Here is a 19448-nt window from a genome sequence, read left to right as displayed (position 1 = left end):
CGGGAAAAGCGGCGCACGGCCCGTGCAGGCTCGTGGGGAGCGACCTGCGCTGCAACCCATCAGCTCGTTGCGCCGAACCATGGTGCGACCCGCCAGTGAAAGCCGGGGCATATAATGACTAAGCAATTGATTCTGTGCAATTGTGCGGGCTCTCAGCAGCTCGACAAAGACGCACTCGAAGCCGCCACCGGCCTCACCTGCAGCGCGGTGCATTCCGGCCTTTGCACCACCCAGACCGACGCCACGGCACAGGCCATCGCCTCGGGTGAGGCGATCCTCTGCTGCCGCCAGGAACAGCGCCTCTTTGCGGAACTGGCCGCCGAACTGGACTTGCCCGAGCCGCCCGTCACCGACCTGCGCGACCGGGCCGGATGGTCAGACGACCCCGCCAGCAAACTACCCAAAATGGCCGCGCTTCTGGCCGAGGCCACGCTGGATGTGCCTTCGGGCAAATCCCTCGACCTCATGTCCGAAGGCCTGTGCCTGATCGTCGGCCCCTCGGACACCGTTATGACCGCCGCCGACAAGCTCAAGGATATCCTCGGCGTCACGGTTCTTTTGACAGATGACGCCGATGCCCCCGATCCAACCGGGTACGACGTCATTCGCGGCCAGCTGAAACGCGCCACAGGCGCTTTGGGCGGTTTCTCGGTCCAGATCGATGCGCTGCAACAGGTCGATCCGTCGGGCCGCGGCGCGCTGACATGGACCGCACCGCGCGATGGCGCGCGCACCGAGTGCGACGTCATCCTCGACCTGACCGGCGGCACGCCACTCTTTCCGGCCCCGCAAAAGCGCGAAGGCTACCTGCGCCCCGATCCCGGCAGCATGACGGCGGTGGCCGACGCGATACTCGAGGCCAGCCAGCTGATCGGCACCTTCGAAAAACCGCTCTACGTCGCGGTCGAGCCGCTGATCTGTGCGCATTCCCGCGCGCAACAGACCGGCTGCACCAACTGCCTCGACGTCTGCCCGACCGGCGCGATTTCCCCGGCAGGCGAGCATGTCACCGTCGACCCGATGATCTGCGCCGGCTGCGGCGCGTGCTCGGCGCTCTGCCCCTCGGGAGCCATCTCTTACGACGCGCCCTCACCCGCCACGCTTTTCCGCCGAATTCAGACGCTCGCCGCGACCTTCCGCAAGGCCGGCGGCACAGCCCCGCGCCTGCTGGTCTGCGATGACACCCACGGCCAACAGATGATCAGCCTCGCCGCCCGCTATTCCCGCGGCCTGCCCGCCGAAGTGATCCCGCTGGAAGTGCCCGCGCTCTCGGGCTTCGGTCATGCCGAAATGCTGGCGGCCCTAGCCTCGGGCTTCGCGGACGTAACGATCCTGCTCTCGCCCACCACCGAACGCGACGCGCTCGACCGCGAGATCCCCCTCGCGCGCGCCATCGCGGGCGAGAACCGCGTGACGCTCCTCGACGTGGCCGATCCCGACGCGCTCTGCGATGCGCTTTACACCGACGCGGCCCGCCCCGATCCGGTGGCCGAGCCGGTACTGCCCATGGGCAGCCGCCGTCAGGTCACGCGCCTGGCCGCCAAGGCCCTGCATGGCGACGACACCATCCTGCCCCTGCCCGACGACGCCCCTTACGGCGCCGTGCTTGTCGACACCGACGCCTGCACGCTGTGCCTATCCTGCGTCTCGCTCTGCCCCTCTGGCGCACTGGTGGAAAACCCAGACAAACCCGAGCTGCGCTTTCAGGAAGACGCCTGCCTGCAATGCGGCCTTTGCGCCAACATCTGCCCCGAGGACGCCATCGCCTACGAACCGCGCCTGAACCTGCGCGACGAGGCGATGGGCCAGGTCGTGCTGAACGAGGAGGAACCGGCCCAGTGCATCGAATGCGGCGTGGCTTTCGGTGTGAAATCCACCATCGACCGGATCACCGAGAAGCTGGCGGGCAAGCACTCGATGTTCGGCAACGAGTCGGCGGCACGACTCATCCAGATGTGCGACGACTGCCGGGTGAAGGCGCAGTTCCACTCAAAGGACAACCCCTTCGCCGGCGGCGAACGCCCGCAAGTACGCACCACCGACGACTATTTCTCGAAACGCCGGGATCACTGATGCTCGATCGGCGCGCCAAGGTCCGCAGGCTCGACACCGGACACGTAGGCCAGGATCGCCTGCAAGTCGTCTATGGTGATCTCCATGGGCGCGATCGGCGACGGACGGTTGATCGGAAACGGCTCGGTCACGTCCTCGACCTGGGTAAAGGCCGGGTGCGGATTGAGGATATAGAAGGTCTGAAAACGCCGGTCCCAGTCCGCCATCGCCCGCAGCACGGCGAAACTGGGGGTCGAGGCCATGGCGTTCATCCGCGTCGCCTCGCTGACCGCGTGGCACCGGGCGCAATGCGCCACCGACAGGTCATGCCCAAGGTCCGCATCGCCGTCGAAACTCACCTCGGCCACCTCGCGCTCGTCCGCTTTCGGCAGGTCGAACGGCGCCGCGCCCTCCACCTCATAGCTGGTCACCGTCCGCTGACCGATCTCGGACGTCAGCCAATCGGCAAAGCGCGCCGCACCCTCGTGGCTGGGCGTGTTGATCTGCATCCGCCACTTCGCTTGCCGCCCGTCGAACACCCGCGGCCCCTCGGCATCGGGCGCCAGCAAAATGTCACCGCCCGCGTCCAGGGCCACGACCTCGACACGGATACCAGTCTTCAGCGAAAAGCGCGGCAGCACGTAGTCCAGAAGCCCGCTTTCGATCAGCGGCGGCGGCGCGCCCAGCCGAAAATCCTCGTCCGCGCGCCCTTCTGCGGTGGACATCCCGAGACAGACCACCACAATCACGCAAACCAGGGATAAGAATTGCCCACGCATGGTTCCAAGCCTAGAAAGGCCCGCAGCCACGCGTCAACACTCTTGGATAAAGGAGAGTAAAATGAGCGACGATTTCAACATGTCCATGCGCAAGTTCCTCAAGCAGGTCGGCGTGACCTCGCAGCAGGCCATCGAGGAGGCCATGCGCAACACAAAAGATACCGAGGGCAAGACATTCGAGGCCAAGGTCGTGCTGACTGTCGACGGTCTCGATGTCGAACACGTGGTCACCGGCACGATCAAGGGCGGGTGAACGTGACGGCAACAAGGGAAAGCGTGCTCGCCGCGCTGAAGAACGTGAAAGACCCCGGCACGGGCGACGACATCGTGTCGGCGGGCGTGACCCGCGGCCTGAATGTCGAGGGCGGCACCGTCCGCTTCGTGCTGGAAATCGACCCCGCGAAATCCAAGGCCTACGAGCCCGTGCTGGCCGAGGCGCAGGAGGCCGTGCGCGGCGTGACGGGCGTGACCGAGGTGTCCGCCGTGCTGACCGCCCATTCCGCCAAGGCGCCGCCGGATCTCAAGGCCAAGGCCAAACCCGCCGAGCCGCAGGGCCCGCAGCGCGTGCCCGGCGTCGACCACATCATCGCCATCGCCAGCGGCAAGGGCGGCGTGGGCAAGTCGACCGTGTCGGCCAACCTCGCCTGCGCGCTGGCCGCCGAGGGACGCCGCGTCGGCCTTCTGGATGCCGATGTCTACGGCCCGTCCCAGCCCCGAATGCTGGGTGTCTCGGGCCGGCCCGCCTCGCCCGACGGCAAGACCATCCTGCCGATGCGCAACCACGGCGTCACCATGATGTCGCTGGGCCTGATGACCAACGAGGATCAGGCCGTGGTCTGGCGCGGCCCGATGCTGATGGGCGCGCTGCAACAGATGCTGATGCAGGTGCAATGGGGCGCGCTCGACGTGCTGATCGTCGATCTGCCGCCCGGCACCGGCGACGTGCAGATGACGCTGGCGCAAAAGGCCCATGTGGACGGTGCCATCATCGTCTCCACGCCCCAGGACGTCGCCCTGCTGGACGCCCGCAAGGGGATCGACATGTTCAACCAGCTCAAGGTGCCCGTGCTCGGTATGATCGAAAACATGTCGACGCATATCTGTTCCAACTGCGGGCACGAGGAACATGTCTTCGGCCATGGCGGCGTCGCCGCCGAGGCGCAGAAGATGGGCGTGCCCCTCCTGGCCGAGGTGCCCTTGCATATCGACATCCGCATGGCCTCGGACGGCGGCGCACCCATCGTGGTGTCCAAGCCCGACGCGCCTCAGTCGCAAGCTTTCCGCGACATCGCGCGGGTGCTGGTGGCACAGGGCGTGGCATGACGCGCGACCCGGCCTTCCCGCCCCTGATGCAGGGCCACGCCGTGGACGCAGGGATAGACCCGTTCGAGAAGGCCTGCGCCATGGCGGCCCTCGGATGCGACGCTGGCACCATCGTACATAACGTGGGGGCCAACCGGCTGGCTGCGGCACTGATCATGGCGCCCGAGGTGCCGCTGGAACAGGCGATGGCGATGCTGCCCACCTGCGGCGTCGGGTTCCAGAACGCCCTCGGCGCCATCGCCCCTCCCGAGGTGGCGGTGCACCTGGAATGGGCCGGGGGCTTGCGCATCAACGGCGCCTCCTGCGGCCGCCTTCGCGCAATGGCGGGCACGACCGATCCCGCCGCCATGCCCGGCTGGCTGGTGGTGGGGCTGGAAATGCCACTGATGCTGACCGACGCCGTGCCGGGCGACGCCCCCGACCGCACCGCGCTCTACGAGGAAGGCTGCGCCGACGTCGACCCGGTCGCCCTGCTGGAAGGCTGGGCGCGACACACGCTGGTCTGGATCACCCGCTGGGAAGACGACGGCCCCCGGGCCCTGCACTCCGAATGGCGCGGCCTCGCGCACGGGATCGGCGAGGAAATCACCATCGACGGCCAGACAGGCACCTTCATGGGCGTCGATGAAAATTTCGGAATGCTCTTGCGGACCGGGGGCGACACCCGCCTCATCCCGCTCAGCACCGTGCTGGAGACAGACACATGAAACTCGCCCGCGCCATCCATTTCGACGAGAGCGACACGCGCGTTTATCCCTCGCCCGCCCGCACCGGCGAATGGTGCATCTCCGGCGGGTTCGAATTTTCCAACTGGTCCGACGCCGACCTCAGCGGCAAACAGCGCCAGGCGTTCTCGAACGGCTGGCTGGGGCTGGAAACCTTCGGCCGCGTGACGTTCGTGGCGGTGACGCAGATCGAAGAGCCCGAACGCGCCGCCCTGACCGACGCGCTGGCGCAGCATTTCGTCTCGGTCTACGGCGCCCCCGACATCGACGCCGCCCGCCCCGTGGCCGCCGACGAGATCGCCCAGATGATCGAGATGTGCGACGACCACGATCCCAACACGCTCCTGACCGTCGCGCGCGAGTTGACCGAGGCCGGCGTGCGCGAAACCTATCGCGCCATCGCCGCGCAGGATGCCGGGCTGGAACAGTTCGCCATCCACGGCAGCCTCGACGAGTGACCCGGCAGAGCGCCTGCGGCGCGCAGGATATCTCGTCGTCCTTGCGTCCTCCTCGGGGAAACGTTGCAGCGTGACGCACTGACCGTTGCGGCCGCGCCTGTTGAACCGCGGCTTTTGAGTATTTGAAGAACAGTGAAGCAAAAGCGCCCGCCCGGCTTTCACTGTTCCAAAAATACTCATTGTCGATCCGGTAACACCTTCAGAATCGCGCCGGGATTCAGGATACCCTTCGGATCCAGCGCCGCCTTAATCGCCCGCATCGCCGCCAGCTTGGCCGGATCGCCATAGCGCTCCAAGTCATCGACCTTCAGCCGCCCGATCCCGTGCTCGGCCGACACCGATCCGTCCATGTCGTGCACGAGGTCATGCACCAACCGTTTTATGGCGTCGCGCTGGCCCGTGTAGCCATCGCGCGTCTCGCCCTTGGGCGGAAACACGTTGTAATGCAGGTTGCCGTCGCCCAAGTGTCCGAAGCAGTTGATCCGGAACGGCCCCAGCTCTCTCAGCGCCGCGTTGCCCTTGTCGATAAACCCGGGCACCGCGCTCAGCGGCAGGGAAATGTCATGACTGCTGATCGACCCGATGCGCCGGTTGGCCTCGGGGATCGTCTCGCGCACCTCCCAGAATGCCTGCCGCTGCGCCTCGGACTGCGCAATCATGCCGTCGCTGACCAATCCCGCCTCCGCCGCCTCGACGAAGAGCGCCTCCAGCGCCTCCGCCGGATCCAGCCCCTTGGCCAACCCGATGTCGATCAGCACGAACCACTCGGGCGGCTCGGCGAAGGGCAAACGCATGTCCGGCATGGTCTCGGCCAGGAAATCCAGGCCTGCCCGGTGCATCAGTTCGAACGCCGACACGCCCTCGCCCATGTGATCACGCGCCATCGACAAAAGGCTCAGCGCCGCCTCGGGGCTCTCCACCACCATCAGCGCCGTGCCTTCTCCGGCGGGCTTGGGGAAAAGCTTCAGCGCGGCGGCGGTGATCACGCCCAGCGTGCCCTCGGACCCGATCAGCAGGTTGCGCAGGTCATAGCCGGTGTTATCCTTCCTCAGCCGCTTCAGCCCGTGCCAGATCGTGCCGTCCGGCAGCACCGCCTCCAGCCCCAGGCACAGGTCCCGCGCATTGCCATAGCGCAGCACGTTCACGCCTCCGGCATTCGTCGCAAGGTTCCCGCCGATCCGCGCGCTGCCCTTGGCGGCCAGCGACAAGGGAAACAACCGGTCCACCGCGTCCGCCTCGGCATGGATGTCCTGCAGGATCGCGCCCGCCTCGACCACCATCACGTTTTCCTCGGGCCAGACCCCGCGCACGGCCCGCATCCGCTCCAGGCTCAGCAGAACCGGCACCGGCCCCTCGGGCGACAACTGCCCGCCGACCAACCCCGTGCCGCCGCCATAGGGCACCACCGGCACAGATGCCTCGGCACAGGCCCGCACCAGGGTTGCGACCTCCTCGGTGCTGCCGGGTGCGATCAGCACGCCCGCCCGCCCCTTCCAGCGTCCGCGCGGCTCTTCCAGGTAGGACGGCATAACCTCGCGGAACGCCGCCTCGGGCAGCACGCCGCGCAGATGCGCGATAAAGTCTTCGGTCACGGAATTCAGTGTCATGCCCGGCTCCTAGGCTGTGGTTCCGAGACCGTCAATCGAACAGCTTCAACAGGCCGCGTTCAAGCTCGTCCTCCAGCGCGTCCTTTGCCGCATCCTCCAGCGACTGGCCCTCCTGCCGCTCGATCCCAAGCTGCTTTTCGACCTCGCGTTCGATCTCCTGCCGCGCCTGACGCTCCAGCTCCTTCTTCTCTTCCTTGAAGTTCAGGTCGATCGCGGCTTCCAGATCCGGCGTGATCTTCGGGTTGGCCCACGGTCCCCGGATTTTCACCGGAATCGCCAGCCCGTCGCGGCTGCCGCCATCCAGCAGGCGCGGCGTGAAGAGGTAATCGATATCCCGCGCCCCCAGCCCCACGCGCCCTTCGCCTGCCGCACTCGCCTGCGGCAGCTTCAGTGTCAGGTCGTCGTTGAACACGTTGCCGTCCTCCATCGTGAAGGTCGCATGGAGCGTATCGAACACCGTCGTGCCCCCGGTTCCGCTGCCCGACCGCATCAGCCGGTCGAGGTCAAAACCCGAGATCACGCCGCGCCCGGTCTTGAACGCGCCGCCGCCGCTCAGCGAATTCATGATCGCGTGCACGCTTTCGCCGACTCCCAAAAAATCCACCTCGCCATCCGCCTTCGCCTCGAAGCGCGAGACATCCATCGCGTCATCCAAAAAGGTCTTGAGGTTGATGCCCGTGGCGATCATCTCGCCGCCCACCGACAGGCCCGAGCGGTTGTTCATCACGAACTGCCCGGTGATCAGCCCGTCATAGGCGCGCACCTCGCGCAGGCCAAAAACCAGCCGCGAGCGGTCCAGCGTCGCCAGCGTCCGCACCGTGCCCAGCTTGAAATCGCCCAGGTCGATGCTGTCGGCGACCAGTGCGAACTCCCCGTTCACCGCCGCCAGTCCCGAGGCATTGATCGGCGCCTTTGACCAACCCTCGTCGGCCACACCACCGCTGCCGCCGCTGCCCTCCCCGCTGTCCGCACTCAGCCCGGTCAGGTCCAACGCGCCTGCGTTCAGCTGCACGTTCAGCCGCGGCTTGTCCTCGCCCAGATCCACGTCTGCCGCGCCGGTAAAGCGGTTGCCGTCCAGCCCCAGCGCCGTGTTGCGCAGCGACAGCCGGTCGTCCTTGAAAACCACGTCCGTCTCCAGCGTCGCGGCCCGGCCCAGACCCTCGGGAATGTCCATCGGCCCCTGCCCGATCAGCGTCATGAATTGCGAGGTACTGCTCAGATCCGCGCTCAGACGGCCTGCCACCTCGGGCGCCGATCCCGCGCGCCCGGCAAAGCTGGCCGTGCCTGCCTTGGTGGAAATCCGCGCCTCCACGTCCGACACGCCGCCATCGATGAAATGGTCCACCCGGTTCAGCGTGCCCGAGATCTCGACCACCTCGCCCCCGGGGCGCAAGGTCAGGTCGAAATCCGCCGCGCCGTTGTAATCCGGCCAGCGCAGATCGAAATCCACGCCCGACTGGCGCACTGTGGTCCCGTCCACATCATCGACGTAAACCAAAGACGCATTCTCGATCAGCGCCCGGTCCAGCGTCAGCGACAGCCGGTTCGACCGCGCCGGTGCACCGCCGCCCGCGCCCTGCCCCGACGGCGCCACGCCTTCGACGTTCAACTCCCAGTTCACCCGGCCATCGCTGGCGCGGCGCAGGTTGATCTGCGGGCCCACCGCCTCCAGCCCCGTGATGCGGATATCGCCGCCGAATAGCGCCTGCGGCTCGACCCCGATCTTCAGACTGTCCGCTTGAAACATCGGCGTCTCGCCCGCCCAGTCTGCATTGGCGACCGTCACCGCCCCCGTGCTGACCCCGAGGATCGGCCAGAAGCTGATGGTGGTCTCGCCGCTCATCGTAACCTGGCGGCCTGTCATGCGGCTCAACTGGTCCGCCGCGATGCCCGCGATCCGCTCACCGGGCAGAAAGAACACCGCCGCGACAACCAGAACCGCCGCCGCCAGCACGATCATGAAAATGCGAATGAGCCACCGCATACCGCTCTCCACCGTTTTCTTTTCAGACTAGGCACAGCCCGTGCGCCCAACAACAGCTTTTCCGCTTTATCGGATGGCCTTGGGGGACTATATCGCGCCGGATGAGCACCAACCCACCCGATCTGCGCCCCGACCTAGCACGCGCCCGCGTGACCGAGACGCCCCGCAAGGGCCAACCGGTGATCGGCATGGTGTCCCTGGGCTGTCCCAAGGCGCTGGTCGACAGCGAGCGCATCCTGACGCGCCTGCGGGCAGAGGGCTATGGGATCTCGCCCGACTATTCCGGGGCCGACGCGGTGATCGTGAACACCTGCGGCTTTCTCGACAGCGCCAAGGCCGAAAGCCTCGACGCTATCGGCGAGGCGCTTGCGGAGAACGGCCGCGTCATCGTCACCGGCTGTCTGGGGGCCGAACCCGAATACATCACTGGCACCCATCCCCGCGTCCTCGCGGTGACTGGCCCGCACCAGTACGAACAGGTGCTCGACGCGGTGCACACCGCCGTGCCGCCCAGCCCCGACCCCTTCATCGACCTTCTGCCCGAGGCGGGGGTGAAACTGACCCCTCGCCACTACAGTTACCTCAAGATTTCAGAGGGCTGTAACCACAAGTGCAAGTTCTGCATCATCCCCGACATGCGCGGCCGCCTTGCCTCGCGCCCCGGCCACGCCATTCTGCGCGAGGCCGAGAAACTGGTCGACAGCGGCGTGCGCGAGCTTCTGGTTATCTCTCAGGATACAAGCGCTTACGGGCTGGACCGCAAGTATGACGTCAACCCGTGGAAGGACGGCGATCTGCGCAGCCATATCGTCGATCTGTCCCGGGCGCTGGGGCAGCTCGGCGCGTGGGTCCGCCTGCATTACGTCTATCCCTACCCCCATGTGCGTGAGCTTATCCCGCTCATGGCCGACCACGAAAACGGCGTGCTGCCCTATCTCGACATCCCGTTCCAGCACGCCCACCCGGACGTGCTGAAGCGCATGGCCCGACCCGCCGCCGGCGCGAGAACCCTCGATGAGATCGCCGCCTGGCGTGCGATCTGCCCCGACCTGACGCTGCGGTCGACCTTCATCGTCGGATATCCCGGCGAAACCGAGGCGGAATTCCAGACATTGCTCGACTGGCTGGACGAGGCACAGCTCGACCGCGTCGGCTGCTTCAAATACGAGAACGTCGAGGGCGCTCGCTCGAACGACCTGCCCGACCACGTGCCCGAAGAGGTCAAGCAGGACCGCTGGGATCGCTTCATGGAAAAGGCACAGGCCATTTCTGTGGATAAGCTGGCCGCCAAGGTCGGATCCGTGCAAGACGTCATCGTCGACGATATCGACGAGGACGGCATCGCCACCTGCCGCACCAAGGCCGACGCGCCCGAAATCGACGGCTGTCTCTTCATCGACGAGAACACCGAGGGACTGAGTGTGGGTGAGATCGTCACGGTCGAGGTGGACGAGGCCGGAGAATATGACCTGTGGGGGCGGCGCCTCTAGTGTTACAGGTTTCGCGCGTCGCCTGACGCCCCCGTGAAACCCTGAAATATTTCATTATTCTCAATGATTTACACCAACCCGTGTGCTCACGGGCCTGTCAGTTGATTGTCATATGGTTCCCCCGCAGCTTGGCGGCACCAACGCAACCACAGCCTGACAAGGAACCGCGACCATGACGTCCCTCGCCACCGATCCCGCCCGCACCGTGCCCGCCCTTTCCGTCGACACGGTGCTGCTCATCCTGCTCTCCGGCGCCGCCGGCACCATCGCCTTCGACATTTTCGGCCAGGCGCTCTCGCCCCTCCTGGGCTTTGCCAACCTCGCCCCCGTGGGCCTTGCCCGCAGCCTGCTGGGCTCGCTGGGCCTGCCCAACGCTGCCCCCTACGGCCACCTGATGCACCTCTTCTTCGTTGGTCTTCTGGCCTATCCCATCGGCTGGCTCTACATCGCGCGTCCCGCGCTGAAACGCGCCCTTCCCGGCTTGCACTGGTTCCCGGCCTCGGCGCTCTACGGCGCGGCGCTCTGGGTCTTTGCCATCGGCGGCGTCACCAGCATCGCCGGGCTGCCGTTCTTTCTGAATTTCACCGGCATCACCTGGGTGGCGCTGGTCGGCCACGTGATCTACGGGATTGCCGCAGCGTCAACCGTGGTCTATCTCGAGCGGCTTCACGCCCGCTAACTATTTGCAAACAAAGCAAACATGGGTCCGATCGGGCCCGTGTTTCCATTTTGATTACGGTCTTGTCATATAAATTTTGAACGAACAGACCTAAAACTGAAACATAATAGAGACATCTCAGTGTCATGATCGACACGAACCAACTGGACAGCCAAAGGACAAAGGACCGCGATATGTCCTACCCCAGCTACACACGCGCAGAACGGATCGCCGACGGTGCCGTGCATGTGCTTGGGGTCGGCGCTGCGCTGGTCGCGGTCGCGTTCCTGATCATCGCCAACGCCGGCCAACTGACGGCGGGGCCGATGACGGCGGCCATCGTCTACGGGCTCGCCATGATCCTGATGCTGTCGGCTTCGGCGGCCTATCACCTGGCCGCACATACCTCCCTGCGCCCGGTGCTGCGCCGGATCGACCACGCCGCCATCTACGTCAAGATCGCGGGCACGATCACGCCGCTTGCCGTTCTGCTGAACACGCCCTTCGCCTATACCGTGCTGACGCTGGTTTGGTTCCTCGCACTCTCGGGCGCGGTGCGCAAACTCCTGGCCGCGCGCGGCAAGATGAGCACGCACTGGCTGCCACAGGTGGCGCTTGGCTGGCTGGGCCTGATCATCATCGTCCCGCTCTGGCCGTCGCTGCCGGCCAACAGCCTGACACTGATCTTCGCGGGCGGCATCATCTATTCCGGCGCGGTGGTGTTCTACTGCTGGGACACGCTGAAATTCAGCAACGCGATCTGGCACGCCTGCGTGCTGATCGCCACCGCCTGCTGCTTTCTCGGCATTTCAGGCGCCATGGCAAAGAGCATCGCACCGCTCTAGCGCCGCATCACCCGCTTGAACACGTCAGATCCGCCGTCCCGCCGTCAGCGCGGCAAACACCTCGCCGTTGCGACACATGAGCGGCGTCGCGTCCACCGGGGCCGTCTGCCGCGCCATCCACGCCTCGCAGCCTTCCGGATCGGAACAGCCCGTGCATCGCAGAATCGCGTCGCACAGCGTCTCGGGGTCCAGTTGCCCGGCATAGACTTTCTCTTCCAAGTCCAGTCCAAGCGTTCCGGCCATCCGGTCCACAAGATCGGCATGGCGTTTGATGGTTTTCGTCTGCGGCATGGCGCCCTCCTGTCGAAAGGGTGCCACCTGTCCTGCCGGCGTGATTGCCGCGTCAGGGGCGCCCCTGCCGCCGAGACTGGCGCAGCCCCTCCAAGCGCGCCTTGATCTGCATCAAGCGCCGTCCAGCGCCTCAATATAGGCGCTGACGCAGTCCTGCACGTGGCGAAACCTGTCGCCGCCCAGATGCTTGCCCCCGAACCAGCGCGTGACCACGATCACGTGCTCGCGCAGATCCGCGCGCTCCAGCATCCGCACGATCACCATGCCTGCCCCGGCCTCGCCATCGTCGGATTTCAGCGCGGTGCCCTCGGCATCCAGCATCGCCCAGGTGTTGTGCGTGGCCTTGGCGAATTTCTTTTCGCGCTTCAGTTCCTTGAGAAACGCGTCCACCGCCGCACGGTCCCGCGCCACGCCGCCCGACACGGCGTATTTCGACCCCCGGTCGGAAATCACGCCGGTCAGTTGCAGCATGTCACCCCGTCAGAACTGCGCATTCACGCGGCGCACGGTCTCGATCCGCTGCGCGTTGGGCGGGTGCGAGCCCAGGAACCGGTTGCCCGGATCGGGAATGCGGGTGAAATACTCCGCGCCCCGGATCGGGTTGTAGCCCGACTTCTTGGCGATGATCGTGCCCAGCGCATCGGCCTCCAGCTCGAACTCCTTGGAATAGCTGCGCGCGCCGACCGAGGCGCCCACATTGGTGGCGGCATCCACCGCGCCCGTTCCGGCTCCGGCCAGCGTCGCCAGACCGCCCAGCAGGATGGCCCCCGCCGCGGCGCTCTGCTGTTGGCGGGGGATATGCCGCCGGATATGGTGCGACGCCTCGTGCGCGAAGATGAACGCAAGCTCGTCCTCGTTGCGCACATCCGCAATCAGCGACGCGGTAAAGGCCAGAATCGGCCGGCCATTGCGATCGAGCGTCTGGAACGCGTTGGGCGGACGGCCCGGGCGATCGTCCAGCACCACGTTGAAATCGCAGTTCACGTTGCCGCCCCGCGCCCGGCACTCACGCTCGGCCACCGGCTCGACCCGGGCCACCACCTGCCGGAATCGCGCCAGCTGCGTGCCCGACGGCGCCTTGACCGATTGCTGCTGCCCCGTCGGACGCGGTTGCGGCGCGTCGCCGCCCGTGGTGGTTACCTCGCAACCCGCCAGGAAAACCGCACAAATCAGAACCTTCCACCGCATCTGTCTCACCCACAATTGCTCCCGATCCGTTAGTTTTAGCAGGCTTTGCGCCGAGGGCCAGTCCCCCTCACACGGACGTGCAAAGCATAGCCGATTGCGCTCGGGCTCCCATGCGTTACTGTGATCCCATGTTTTCGATAGAGCACGAATTCGACGCCACCGTTGTCACCCTCATCGACGAGGGCACCACGCCCTTGCAAGAGGACGTCACCATCAACGCGTTCGAGGAATGCGTGACCATAGAACAGCTCGATCCGCGCACCGACCGGGTGCAGAAGGTGACGCTGTCGATCACCCAGTTGCAGGATCTCGGCGCCGCGCTGAACCTGCCCGAAGGGGTCTACAGCCTGTCGCGCGGCAAGACATAATCGCGTTTTTCCAGGGGCCTGACCGTTTGCGGCAAAAGGGTTGACGCCCGGACCGCACCGCCCGACATATGCCCCAATATCCAAGTTTGTAACGAAAGGCCCTCATGCCCGTTCCCAATCCTGCCGCGATGGAATTCCTGCTGACGCGCCGCTCGCGCCCGGCCAAGACGCTGACCGGCCCGGCGCCCTCGCGCGACGACCTTTTGCCCATTCTCCAGGCCGCCGCCCGCTCGCCCGATCACGGCAAGCTGGAGCCGTGGCGCTTCATCGTGCTGGATCGCGCCGCCATGCCCCGCCTGGCCGCCCTGGCCCGCGCGCGCGGCGCCGCCTTGGGCAAATCGGAAGAGGATATCGCCAAGGCCGCCAAACAGTACGAAGACGGACAACTGGCCGTGGCGGTGGTCGAGGTACAGAAACCATCGGAAAAAATCCCCGCCATCGAACAGACCTACTCCGCCGGGGCCGTCTGCCTTGCGCTGCTGAACGCCGCTCTGGCCTCGGGCTGGGGCGCCAACTGGCTCACCGGCTGGGCGGCTCACGACCGTGATTTCCTTACGCAGGGTTTCGGCCTTGCCGACAATGAAAGCATCGCCGGCCTGATCTTCCTCGGCACCGAAACATCGGCCCCGCCCGAGCGCCCCCGCCCGGATATCGACGCGATCACCACCTGGGTAACGGAATGATCTTCACTGCCTTCTTCAAGGCCTTGGGGCAGTTGGGCGATCCGCGCTTTCGCAAGGTCTTCTGGCTGGGCGTAGCGCTGTCTTTCCTGCTGCTCGTCGCCACCACCGCCGCCTTTCTGATGTTCATCCAGTGGGCCACCGGCGACACCACCACCCTGCCCGTCATCGGCGAGGTCAACTGGATCGACGACCTGCTCGGTTGGTCCGGCTTCTTCCTGATGCTGATATTGTCGGTCTTCCTGATGGTGCCCGTGGCCTCGGCCATCACCTCGCTCTTCCTCGACACGGTCGCCCAGGCGGTCGAGGACCGGCACTATCCCAACCTGCCCACCGTTCCGCCGGTGCCCTTCTTCGACGGGCTGAAGGACAGCGTCAATTTCCTCGGCGTCATCATCGCGGCCAACCTCCTGGCCTTCATCCTCTACGCCTTCTTTCCGCCCGCCACGCCCTTCATCTTCTGGGGCGTGAACGGCTACTTGCTGGGAATGGAGTATTTTCAACTGGCCGCCATGCGCCGCGTCGGTCGCGCCAACGCCAAGGTTCTGCGCAAGGAACATCGCGGCACGATCTGGATGGCCGGCACCCTGATGGCCCTGCCCCTGTCGATCCCGCTGGTGAACCTCGTGATCCCGATCCTGGGCGCGGCGACCTTCACCCATATCTATCACAAGGTAGCCAAATCAGAAATCTGAGGCGCAGGCGCCCCTACTCCGCCGGCTGCGCGCCCGCACCCTCTGGCGCATCTTCCTTTTGCCGGTCCTTCTGCAACAGGTCATACAGCACCGGCGTCAGGAACAGCGTCAGCACCGAGGCCGACATGAACCCGCCGATGATGACGATCCCGATGGAAAAACGGCTGGCCGCCCCCGCGCCGGTGGACAGCACTAGCGGCACCGCGCCCAGCACCGTCGACATCACTGTCATCAGGATCGGCCGCAGCCGCACCGCCGACGCCTCGATCACCGCGTCACGCACGTTTCGGCCTTCCTCGCGCAGCTGGTTGGCAAATTCCACGATCAGGATGCCATTCTTGGCCATCAGCCCGATCAGCATCACCATCCCCACCTGGGTATAGATGTTGATAGCCTCGCCCAGCGCAAAAAGCGTCAACAGCGCCCCCGCCACGGCCAAAGGCACGGATAGCAGGATCACCACCGGCTGAATGAAGCTCTCGAATTGCGCCGCCAGCACAAGGAACACGATCAACAGCGCCAGCGCGAATGTCAGCGCGATCCCCCCCGACGTCTCCTGATAGCTTTCGGCCTGCCCGGAATAGCTGATCTGCATGGCCGAGGGCATGTCCGCGGCAATCTCCTCGACCGTCGCGATGGCAGACCCAAGGTCGACACCTTCCGCCAGAGACGCGCTGATCTCGACCGAAGGCAGGCGGTTGTAGCGGTTGAAGGCCCGCACCGATGCGCGCCGCTCCAGCGTGACCAGCCCGTCAAGCGGCACCAGCTCGCCCGTCGCGGTCCGCACGTTCACGCCGGTCAGGTCCGCGATATTGGTCCGCCGCGCGTCCGGCGCCTGCAGGATCACCGGATACTGCCGGTCGCGCGAGATGAACTCGGTCACTTCTGCCGAGGCAAAGAAGGTGCGCACCGCGTCCGAGATATCCCGCGCCTCAACCCCAATCTGACGTGCCAAGGCCCGGTTCACGCTGATGTCGAAGCCCGGCGTGTTGATCTCGTAGTCGCGCCGCACCCCGGTCAGGTCGGGGCTGGCGCGCATCGCCTCTTCCATCTGCCGCGAAAACTCGGCGGCATCCTCGAAACTCGGCCCTGTGACGATTACCTCCAACCCCGAGCCACTGCCCGCATCAAGCCCCGAGGGCGCGAACGCACGCACGCTGGCGCGGGTGATCTTGGCGAACTCGGGCCGCAGCTCGTTCAGCACGTCGCGCGGCCCCATGTCGCGCTCGCCCCACGGCGACATCACCGCCACCACGAAGGCCCGGCCAGACTCGCCGTATTGGCCGACAATTGCGATGGTGTCTTCCACCACGCCGTCGTCTCGGTAAGGCGCGATCAGCTCCTCGACCTGGCTCACAGCATTGTCGGTCAGCGGCAAGGCCGACCCCGGCGGCGCCTGGATCGAGACAAAGAATATCCCCCGGTCCGATGCCGGCGTCAGCTGCGACGGCAATTGCTGGTACAGCGTCCAGGACATCCCCGTCAGCACCGCCGCCACGGCCAGCACCACCAGCGGCGCCTTGATCGCCCGGGTCAGCAGCTTGCGATACCCGTCCGAGGTGCGTTGCGTCACCCGCTTCACACCGCGCGCAAACCAGCTGTCGTTCATGCCCTTCTTCAGCAGCTTGCTGGCAATCACCGGGCACAGCGTCAGCGCCACGAAGGTGGACAGCGCCACCGCAATGGCCAGCGTCACCCCGAACTCGCGGAAAAGCTTGCCCAACTCGCCTTCCAGCAGCGACAGCGGCACGAAAACCGAGATCAGCACCGCCGAGGTCGACACCACGGCAAAGAAGACCTGGTTCGCGCCCGTGCGCGCAGCCTCCTTTGGGTCCTCGCCTTCCTCGACCTTGCGCTCGATGTTCTCCAGCACCACGATGGCATCGTCGACCACCAGCCCGATGGCCAGGATCAATGCGAACAGCGTCAGAATGTTGATCGAAAACCCGGCCAGCGCGATCCCCGCGCAAGCGCCCAACAGCGCAATGGGAATGGTCACCGCCGGAATCACCGTGGTCCGGATCGAAGTCAGAAACACATAAATCACCGCCACCACGATCCCCACGGCGATGGCCAGCGTTGTCAGAACCTGCCGGATCGAGTTCTCGATGAAATCCGCGTCGTCCGACGTGATCTGCAAATCCGTCCCACCTGGCAGGTCTGCCGCGATCCGCTCCACTTCCTCGCTGACCGCCGCCGAGATCGACAGCGTATTGGCCGAGGATTGCCGCAACACACCCAGGCCCAGCGCCGTCTCGCCATTGGCCCGGAATTCGCTGTCATCGCTCTCGACTCCCAGCTCGATCCGGGTCACGTCGCCCAAAAGAACCCTGCCATTCTCGTCCGACCGCACGATCAGATCCTCGAACGCCTCGACGCTCGACAGCCGCGTCTCGGTACGCAGCAAATACGTGCGCGCCTTGTTCTCGATGGTGCCCGCAGGCAGTTCCAGGTTGTTGGCCCGCAGCGCGTCGGCGATCTCGTTCGCGGTCACACCCCGCGCCGCCATCGCCTGCGGATCCAGCCAGACGCGCATAGCATAGGCCCGGTCGCCGTAAATCTGCACCGCCGCCACACCGCTCAGCGTTTCCAGCCGGTCGGTGATGAAGCGGTCCGCGTAATCCGTCAGCTCCGAGGCCGACAGGGTCTCGGACGTCAACGTCATCCACAGGATCGGGTCACCCTGGCTGTCGTTCTTCTCCACCTGCGGCTCTTCGGCCTCTTCAGGCAGATCGCCCGCCACGCCCTCGACCGCCGCGCGCACATCCGCCGCCGCCTGGTCGATATCCCGCCCCTGCCGGAACGTGATGACCGTGCGCAAACCGCCCAGCTCGGATTCGGTGTTCATGCTGTCGATACCCGACACGGTCGACAGCGCGCCTTCGATCACCGTCGCAAGCTCGCTGTCCACGACACCAGGACCGGCCCCGATATAGGGCACGCTGACCGTGACCTCGGCCGTGGTGGTGTCGGGCAATTCCCGCACTGGCATCCGGGTCAGCCCGGCAATGCCCACCACGATGATCAGGATCGACATGACCGTGGCCAGCACGGGCCGCTTGATGCACAGGTCGGGCAGCGTCATTGGGTGGCGCCCTCCGCGTCGTCGCCCTGTGCCGACGCGTCGTCCTGCTGGTCCACATCCTCGGCCACCTCGACCGACGCCCCGTCCGTCAGGTTGTCCCACCCCGACACGACCACCCGGTCCTCCAGGCTCAGCCCCTCACGCACTTCCGTCATCGCGCCCAGCGACTGGCCCGGCTCGATCTCGGTGCGCACCGCGGCCCCGTCCGCGACGGTGTAGACATAGCTTGCCAATCCCTCGCTGATGATCGCGTCATCGGCGATGGCCAAGCCTTCGTAGGTGTCCAACACGATCTCGGCATCGGCGAACATGCCGCCCACCAGCCGCCCGTCGGCATTGTCGATCTCGGCCCGGATGTTGAAGCTGCGCGTCTCCAGGTTCACCTCCGGCGCGCGCACCGTCACTTCGCCGTCGAATTCGGCATCCGGGTAGGCCGGCGTCGTCACGTTCACCGCCTGCCCCACCCGGATGCGGTCGAAATACCGCTCGGGCAGCGACACCGTCAGTTCCATCGTCGTGATGTCCGACAGCCGCGTCACGGCCATGCCTTCGCCCAGAAACGTGCCCGTCTCGATGTCAATGAGCCCCAGCACCCCGTCGAAAGGCGCCACCAGCGTCCGGTCTTCCAGATCGGCGCGCGCCATCATCAAGGCGGCTTCCGCCCGGCGATAGGCCGCGCGCGCCTCTTCCAGCCGCGCCTCGGCGGCGGCGTTGCTGTCGGTCAGTTCCTCGACCCGGCGGAACTCGTCTTCCGCCTCGGCAAAGGTCGCCTCGGCCTCGGCCAGCGCCGCGCGGGCCGCCCGGTCGTCCAGCTGCACGAGGATCTCGCCCTCGGTGACTTCTTCCCCGGAGGAGACCGGCACAGCCGTCACCCGCCCGGCCGCCGCCGGGACCAGCTCGACCGAGCGCACCGGAATCAGCGTGCCGACCCCGCTCACCCGGTCCTCGATCTGCCGTGTTTCGGCTTGTGTCAGTTCCACGCGCACCGCCGGCGGCGCCGACGCGGCCTCGCCCGAACCGCCCTGCGACAGGATCTGCTGCGTGCCCCAAAGCCCCGCAGCGGCACAAACAGCCACGACACAAAGGCCGAGTATGGTTTTGAAAACCGTGCCCAAATCAACTACCTCCAAGCGGTCACAGGCCGATGCAGGGCACTGTGCGCAAGCGCAGGACCGTCCGATCGGGTTAAACTGGCGAGATAGGGCAGCCCGGACCAAGGA

The 19448-nt window shown here is 66.0% G+C and carries 19 protein-coding genes; 11 read left to right on the top strand and 8 right to left on the bottom strand.

All coding sequences use genetic code 11. From position 1 onward, the window contains the following. The first annotated feature begins 114 nt into the window (after positions 1–114). The gene (locus XM53_RS16005; RefSeq protein WP_057795123.1) at positions 115–2073 is read left to right on the top strand and encodes a 4Fe-4S binding protein; all 1959 of its coding nucleotides are present in this window, start codon (positions 115–117) and stop codon (positions 2071–2073) included. Here the strand turns inward: XM53_RS16005 and XM53_RS16000 are convergent. Next, positions 2067–2777, bottom strand: a complete 711-nt coding sequence (locus XM53_RS16000) for a hypothetical protein (RefSeq protein WP_057795121.1) — start codon at positions 2775–2777, stop codon at positions 2067–2069. The genes XM53_RS16005 and XM53_RS16000 overlap by 7 nt on opposite strands. A 115-nt stretch (positions 2778–2892) precedes the next feature. Here XM53_RS16000 and XM53_RS15995 point away from each other — a divergent pair, with 115 nt between their 5' ends. Genes XM53_RS15995 through XM53_RS15980 form a run of 4 tightly spaced genes read left to right on the top strand, consistent with a single transcriptional unit; the run spans position 2893 to position 5337 of the window. After that, positions 2893–3084 carry a DUF6494 family protein gene (locus XM53_RS15995; RefSeq protein WP_057795119.1) on the top strand — a complete coding sequence of 64 codons (192 nt, stop codon included), beginning with the start codon at positions 2893–2895 and terminating at the stop codon, positions 3082–3084. 2 nt (positions 3085–3086) lie between these two features. Then, entirely contained in the window at positions 3087–4154 is a 1068-nt protein-coding gene (gene apbC / locus XM53_RS15990; RefSeq protein WP_057795117.1) for an iron-sulfur cluster carrier protein ApbC, read from the top strand. After that, on the top strand, positions 4151–4861 hold the full coding sequence (locus tag XM53_RS15985) for a biotin/lipoate--protein ligase family protein (RefSeq protein WP_057795115.1): 711 nt from the start codon (positions 4151–4153) through the stop codon (positions 4859–4861). Before apbC ends, XM53_RS15985 begins: the two co-directional genes overlap by 4 nt. Next, positions 4858–5337, top strand: coding sequence for a DUF6505 family protein (locus XM53_RS15980; RefSeq protein ID WP_057795113.1), 480 nt, complete (start codon positions 4858–4860; stop codon positions 5335–5337). Before XM53_RS15985 ends, XM53_RS15980 begins: the two co-directional genes overlap by 4 nt. Positions 5338–5513: 176 nt before the next feature. Here the strand turns inward: XM53_RS15980 and XM53_RS15975 are convergent, their stop codons facing one another. Together XM53_RS15975 and XM53_RS15970 are read right to left on the bottom strand one after the other, a co-directional pair. Next, positions 5514–6944, bottom strand: a complete 1431-nt coding sequence (locus XM53_RS15975; protein ID WP_057795111.1) for an FAD-binding oxidoreductase — start codon at positions 6942–6944, stop codon at positions 5514–5516. Between the two features lie 31 nt (positions 6945–6975). Continuing rightward, a complete protein-coding gene (locus XM53_RS15970; RefSeq protein WP_057795109.1) occupies positions 6976–8928 on the bottom strand; it encodes an AsmA family protein in 1953 nt (650 codons plus the stop codon). A gap of 101 nt (positions 8929–9029) precedes the next feature. Here XM53_RS15970 and rimO point away from each other — a divergent pair, with 101 nt between their 5' ends. The 3 genes from rimO (at position 9030) to trhA (ending at position 11921) form a co-directional block, all read left to right on the top strand. Next, positions 9030–10418: a 30S ribosomal protein S12 methylthiotransferase RimO gene (rimO, locus tag XM53_RS15965; RefSeq protein ID WP_057795107.1), complete on the top strand. Its 1389-nt coding sequence runs from the start codon at positions 9030–9032 to the stop codon at positions 10416–10418. A gap of 172 nt (positions 10419–10590) precedes the next feature. Then, the gene (locus tag XM53_RS15960; RefSeq protein WP_057795105.1) at positions 10591–11097 is read left to right on the top strand and encodes a hypothetical protein; all 507 of its coding nucleotides are present in this window, start codon (positions 10591–10593) and stop codon (positions 11095–11097) included. A 125-nt stretch (positions 11098–11222) separates the two neighbouring features. Continuing rightward, a complete protein-coding gene (gene trhA / locus XM53_RS15955; RefSeq protein WP_057795103.1) occupies positions 11223–11921 on the top strand; it encodes a PAQR family membrane homeostasis protein TrhA in 699 nt (232 codons plus the stop codon). A 24-nt stretch (positions 11922–11945) separates the two neighbouring features. On the opposite strand, the gene XM53_RS15950 is transcribed toward trhA, so the two are convergent. The 3 genes from XM53_RS15950 to XM53_RS15940 form a co-directional block, all read right to left on the bottom strand. Continuing rightward, positions 11946–12212 (bottom strand): DUF6455 family protein, encoded by a 267-nt coding sequence (locus XM53_RS15950; RefSeq protein WP_057795101.1) that lies wholly within the window; start codon positions 12210–12212, stop codon positions 11946–11948. Between the two features lie 111 nt (positions 12213–12323). Further along, positions 12324–12683, bottom strand: coding sequence for a YigZ family protein (locus XM53_RS15945; protein ID WP_057795099.1), 360 nt, complete (start codon positions 12681–12683; stop codon positions 12324–12326). 9 nt (positions 12684–12692) lie between these two features. Then, positions 12693–13400 (bottom strand): M48 family metalloprotease, encoded by a 708-nt coding sequence (locus XM53_RS15940; RefSeq protein ID WP_057795097.1) that lies wholly within the window; start codon positions 13398–13400, stop codon positions 12693–12695. Between the two features lie 128 nt (positions 13401–13528). On the opposite strand from XM53_RS15940, the gene XM53_RS15935 reads away from it, so the two are divergent. The 3 genes from XM53_RS15935 to XM53_RS15925 all read left to right on the top strand — a co-directional run bounded on the left by XM53_RS15935 (position 13529) and on the right by XM53_RS15925 (position 15143). After that, entirely contained in the window at positions 13529–13768 is a 240-nt protein-coding gene (locus XM53_RS15935; RefSeq protein WP_057795303.1) for a hypothetical protein, read from the top strand. Positions 13769–13872: 104 nt separating this feature from the next. Then, entirely contained in the window at positions 13873–14451 is a 579-nt protein-coding gene (locus XM53_RS15930) for a nitroreductase family protein (RefSeq protein ID WP_057795095.1), read from the top strand. Next, a complete protein-coding gene (locus XM53_RS15925) occupies positions 14448–15143 on the top strand; it encodes an EI24 domain-containing protein (RefSeq protein WP_057795093.1) in 696 nt (231 codons plus the stop codon). Before XM53_RS15930 ends, XM53_RS15925 begins: the two co-directional genes overlap by 4 nt. Positions 15144–15156: 13 nt before the next feature. On the opposite strand, the gene XM53_RS15920 is transcribed toward XM53_RS15925, so the two are convergent. Both XM53_RS15920 and XM53_RS15915 read right to left on the bottom strand, forming a co-directional pair. After that, complete coding sequence (locus tag XM53_RS15920; protein WP_057795091.1) at positions 15157–18228, bottom strand: efflux RND transporter permease subunit; 3072 nt, start codon at positions 18226–18228, stop codon at positions 15157–15159. Further along, positions 18225–19304 carry an efflux RND transporter periplasmic adaptor subunit gene (locus XM53_RS15915; protein WP_160321400.1) on the bottom strand — a complete coding sequence of 360 codons (1080 nt, stop codon included), beginning with the start codon at positions 19302–19304 and terminating at the stop codon, positions 18225–18227. Before XM53_RS15915 ends, XM53_RS15920 begins: the two co-directional genes overlap by 4 nt. Positions 19305–19448: the final 144 nt, after the last annotated feature.

The organism is Roseovarius atlanticus (assembly GCF_001441615.1).
In the GTDB taxonomy this organism is placed as follows: Bacteria; Pseudomonadota; Alphaproteobacteria; order Rhodobacterales; family Rhodobacteraceae; genus Roseovarius; species Roseovarius atlanticus.
The sequence above is the reverse complement of the archived record's forward strand: the minus strand, read 5'-3'. Positions and strand labels throughout refer to the sequence as shown.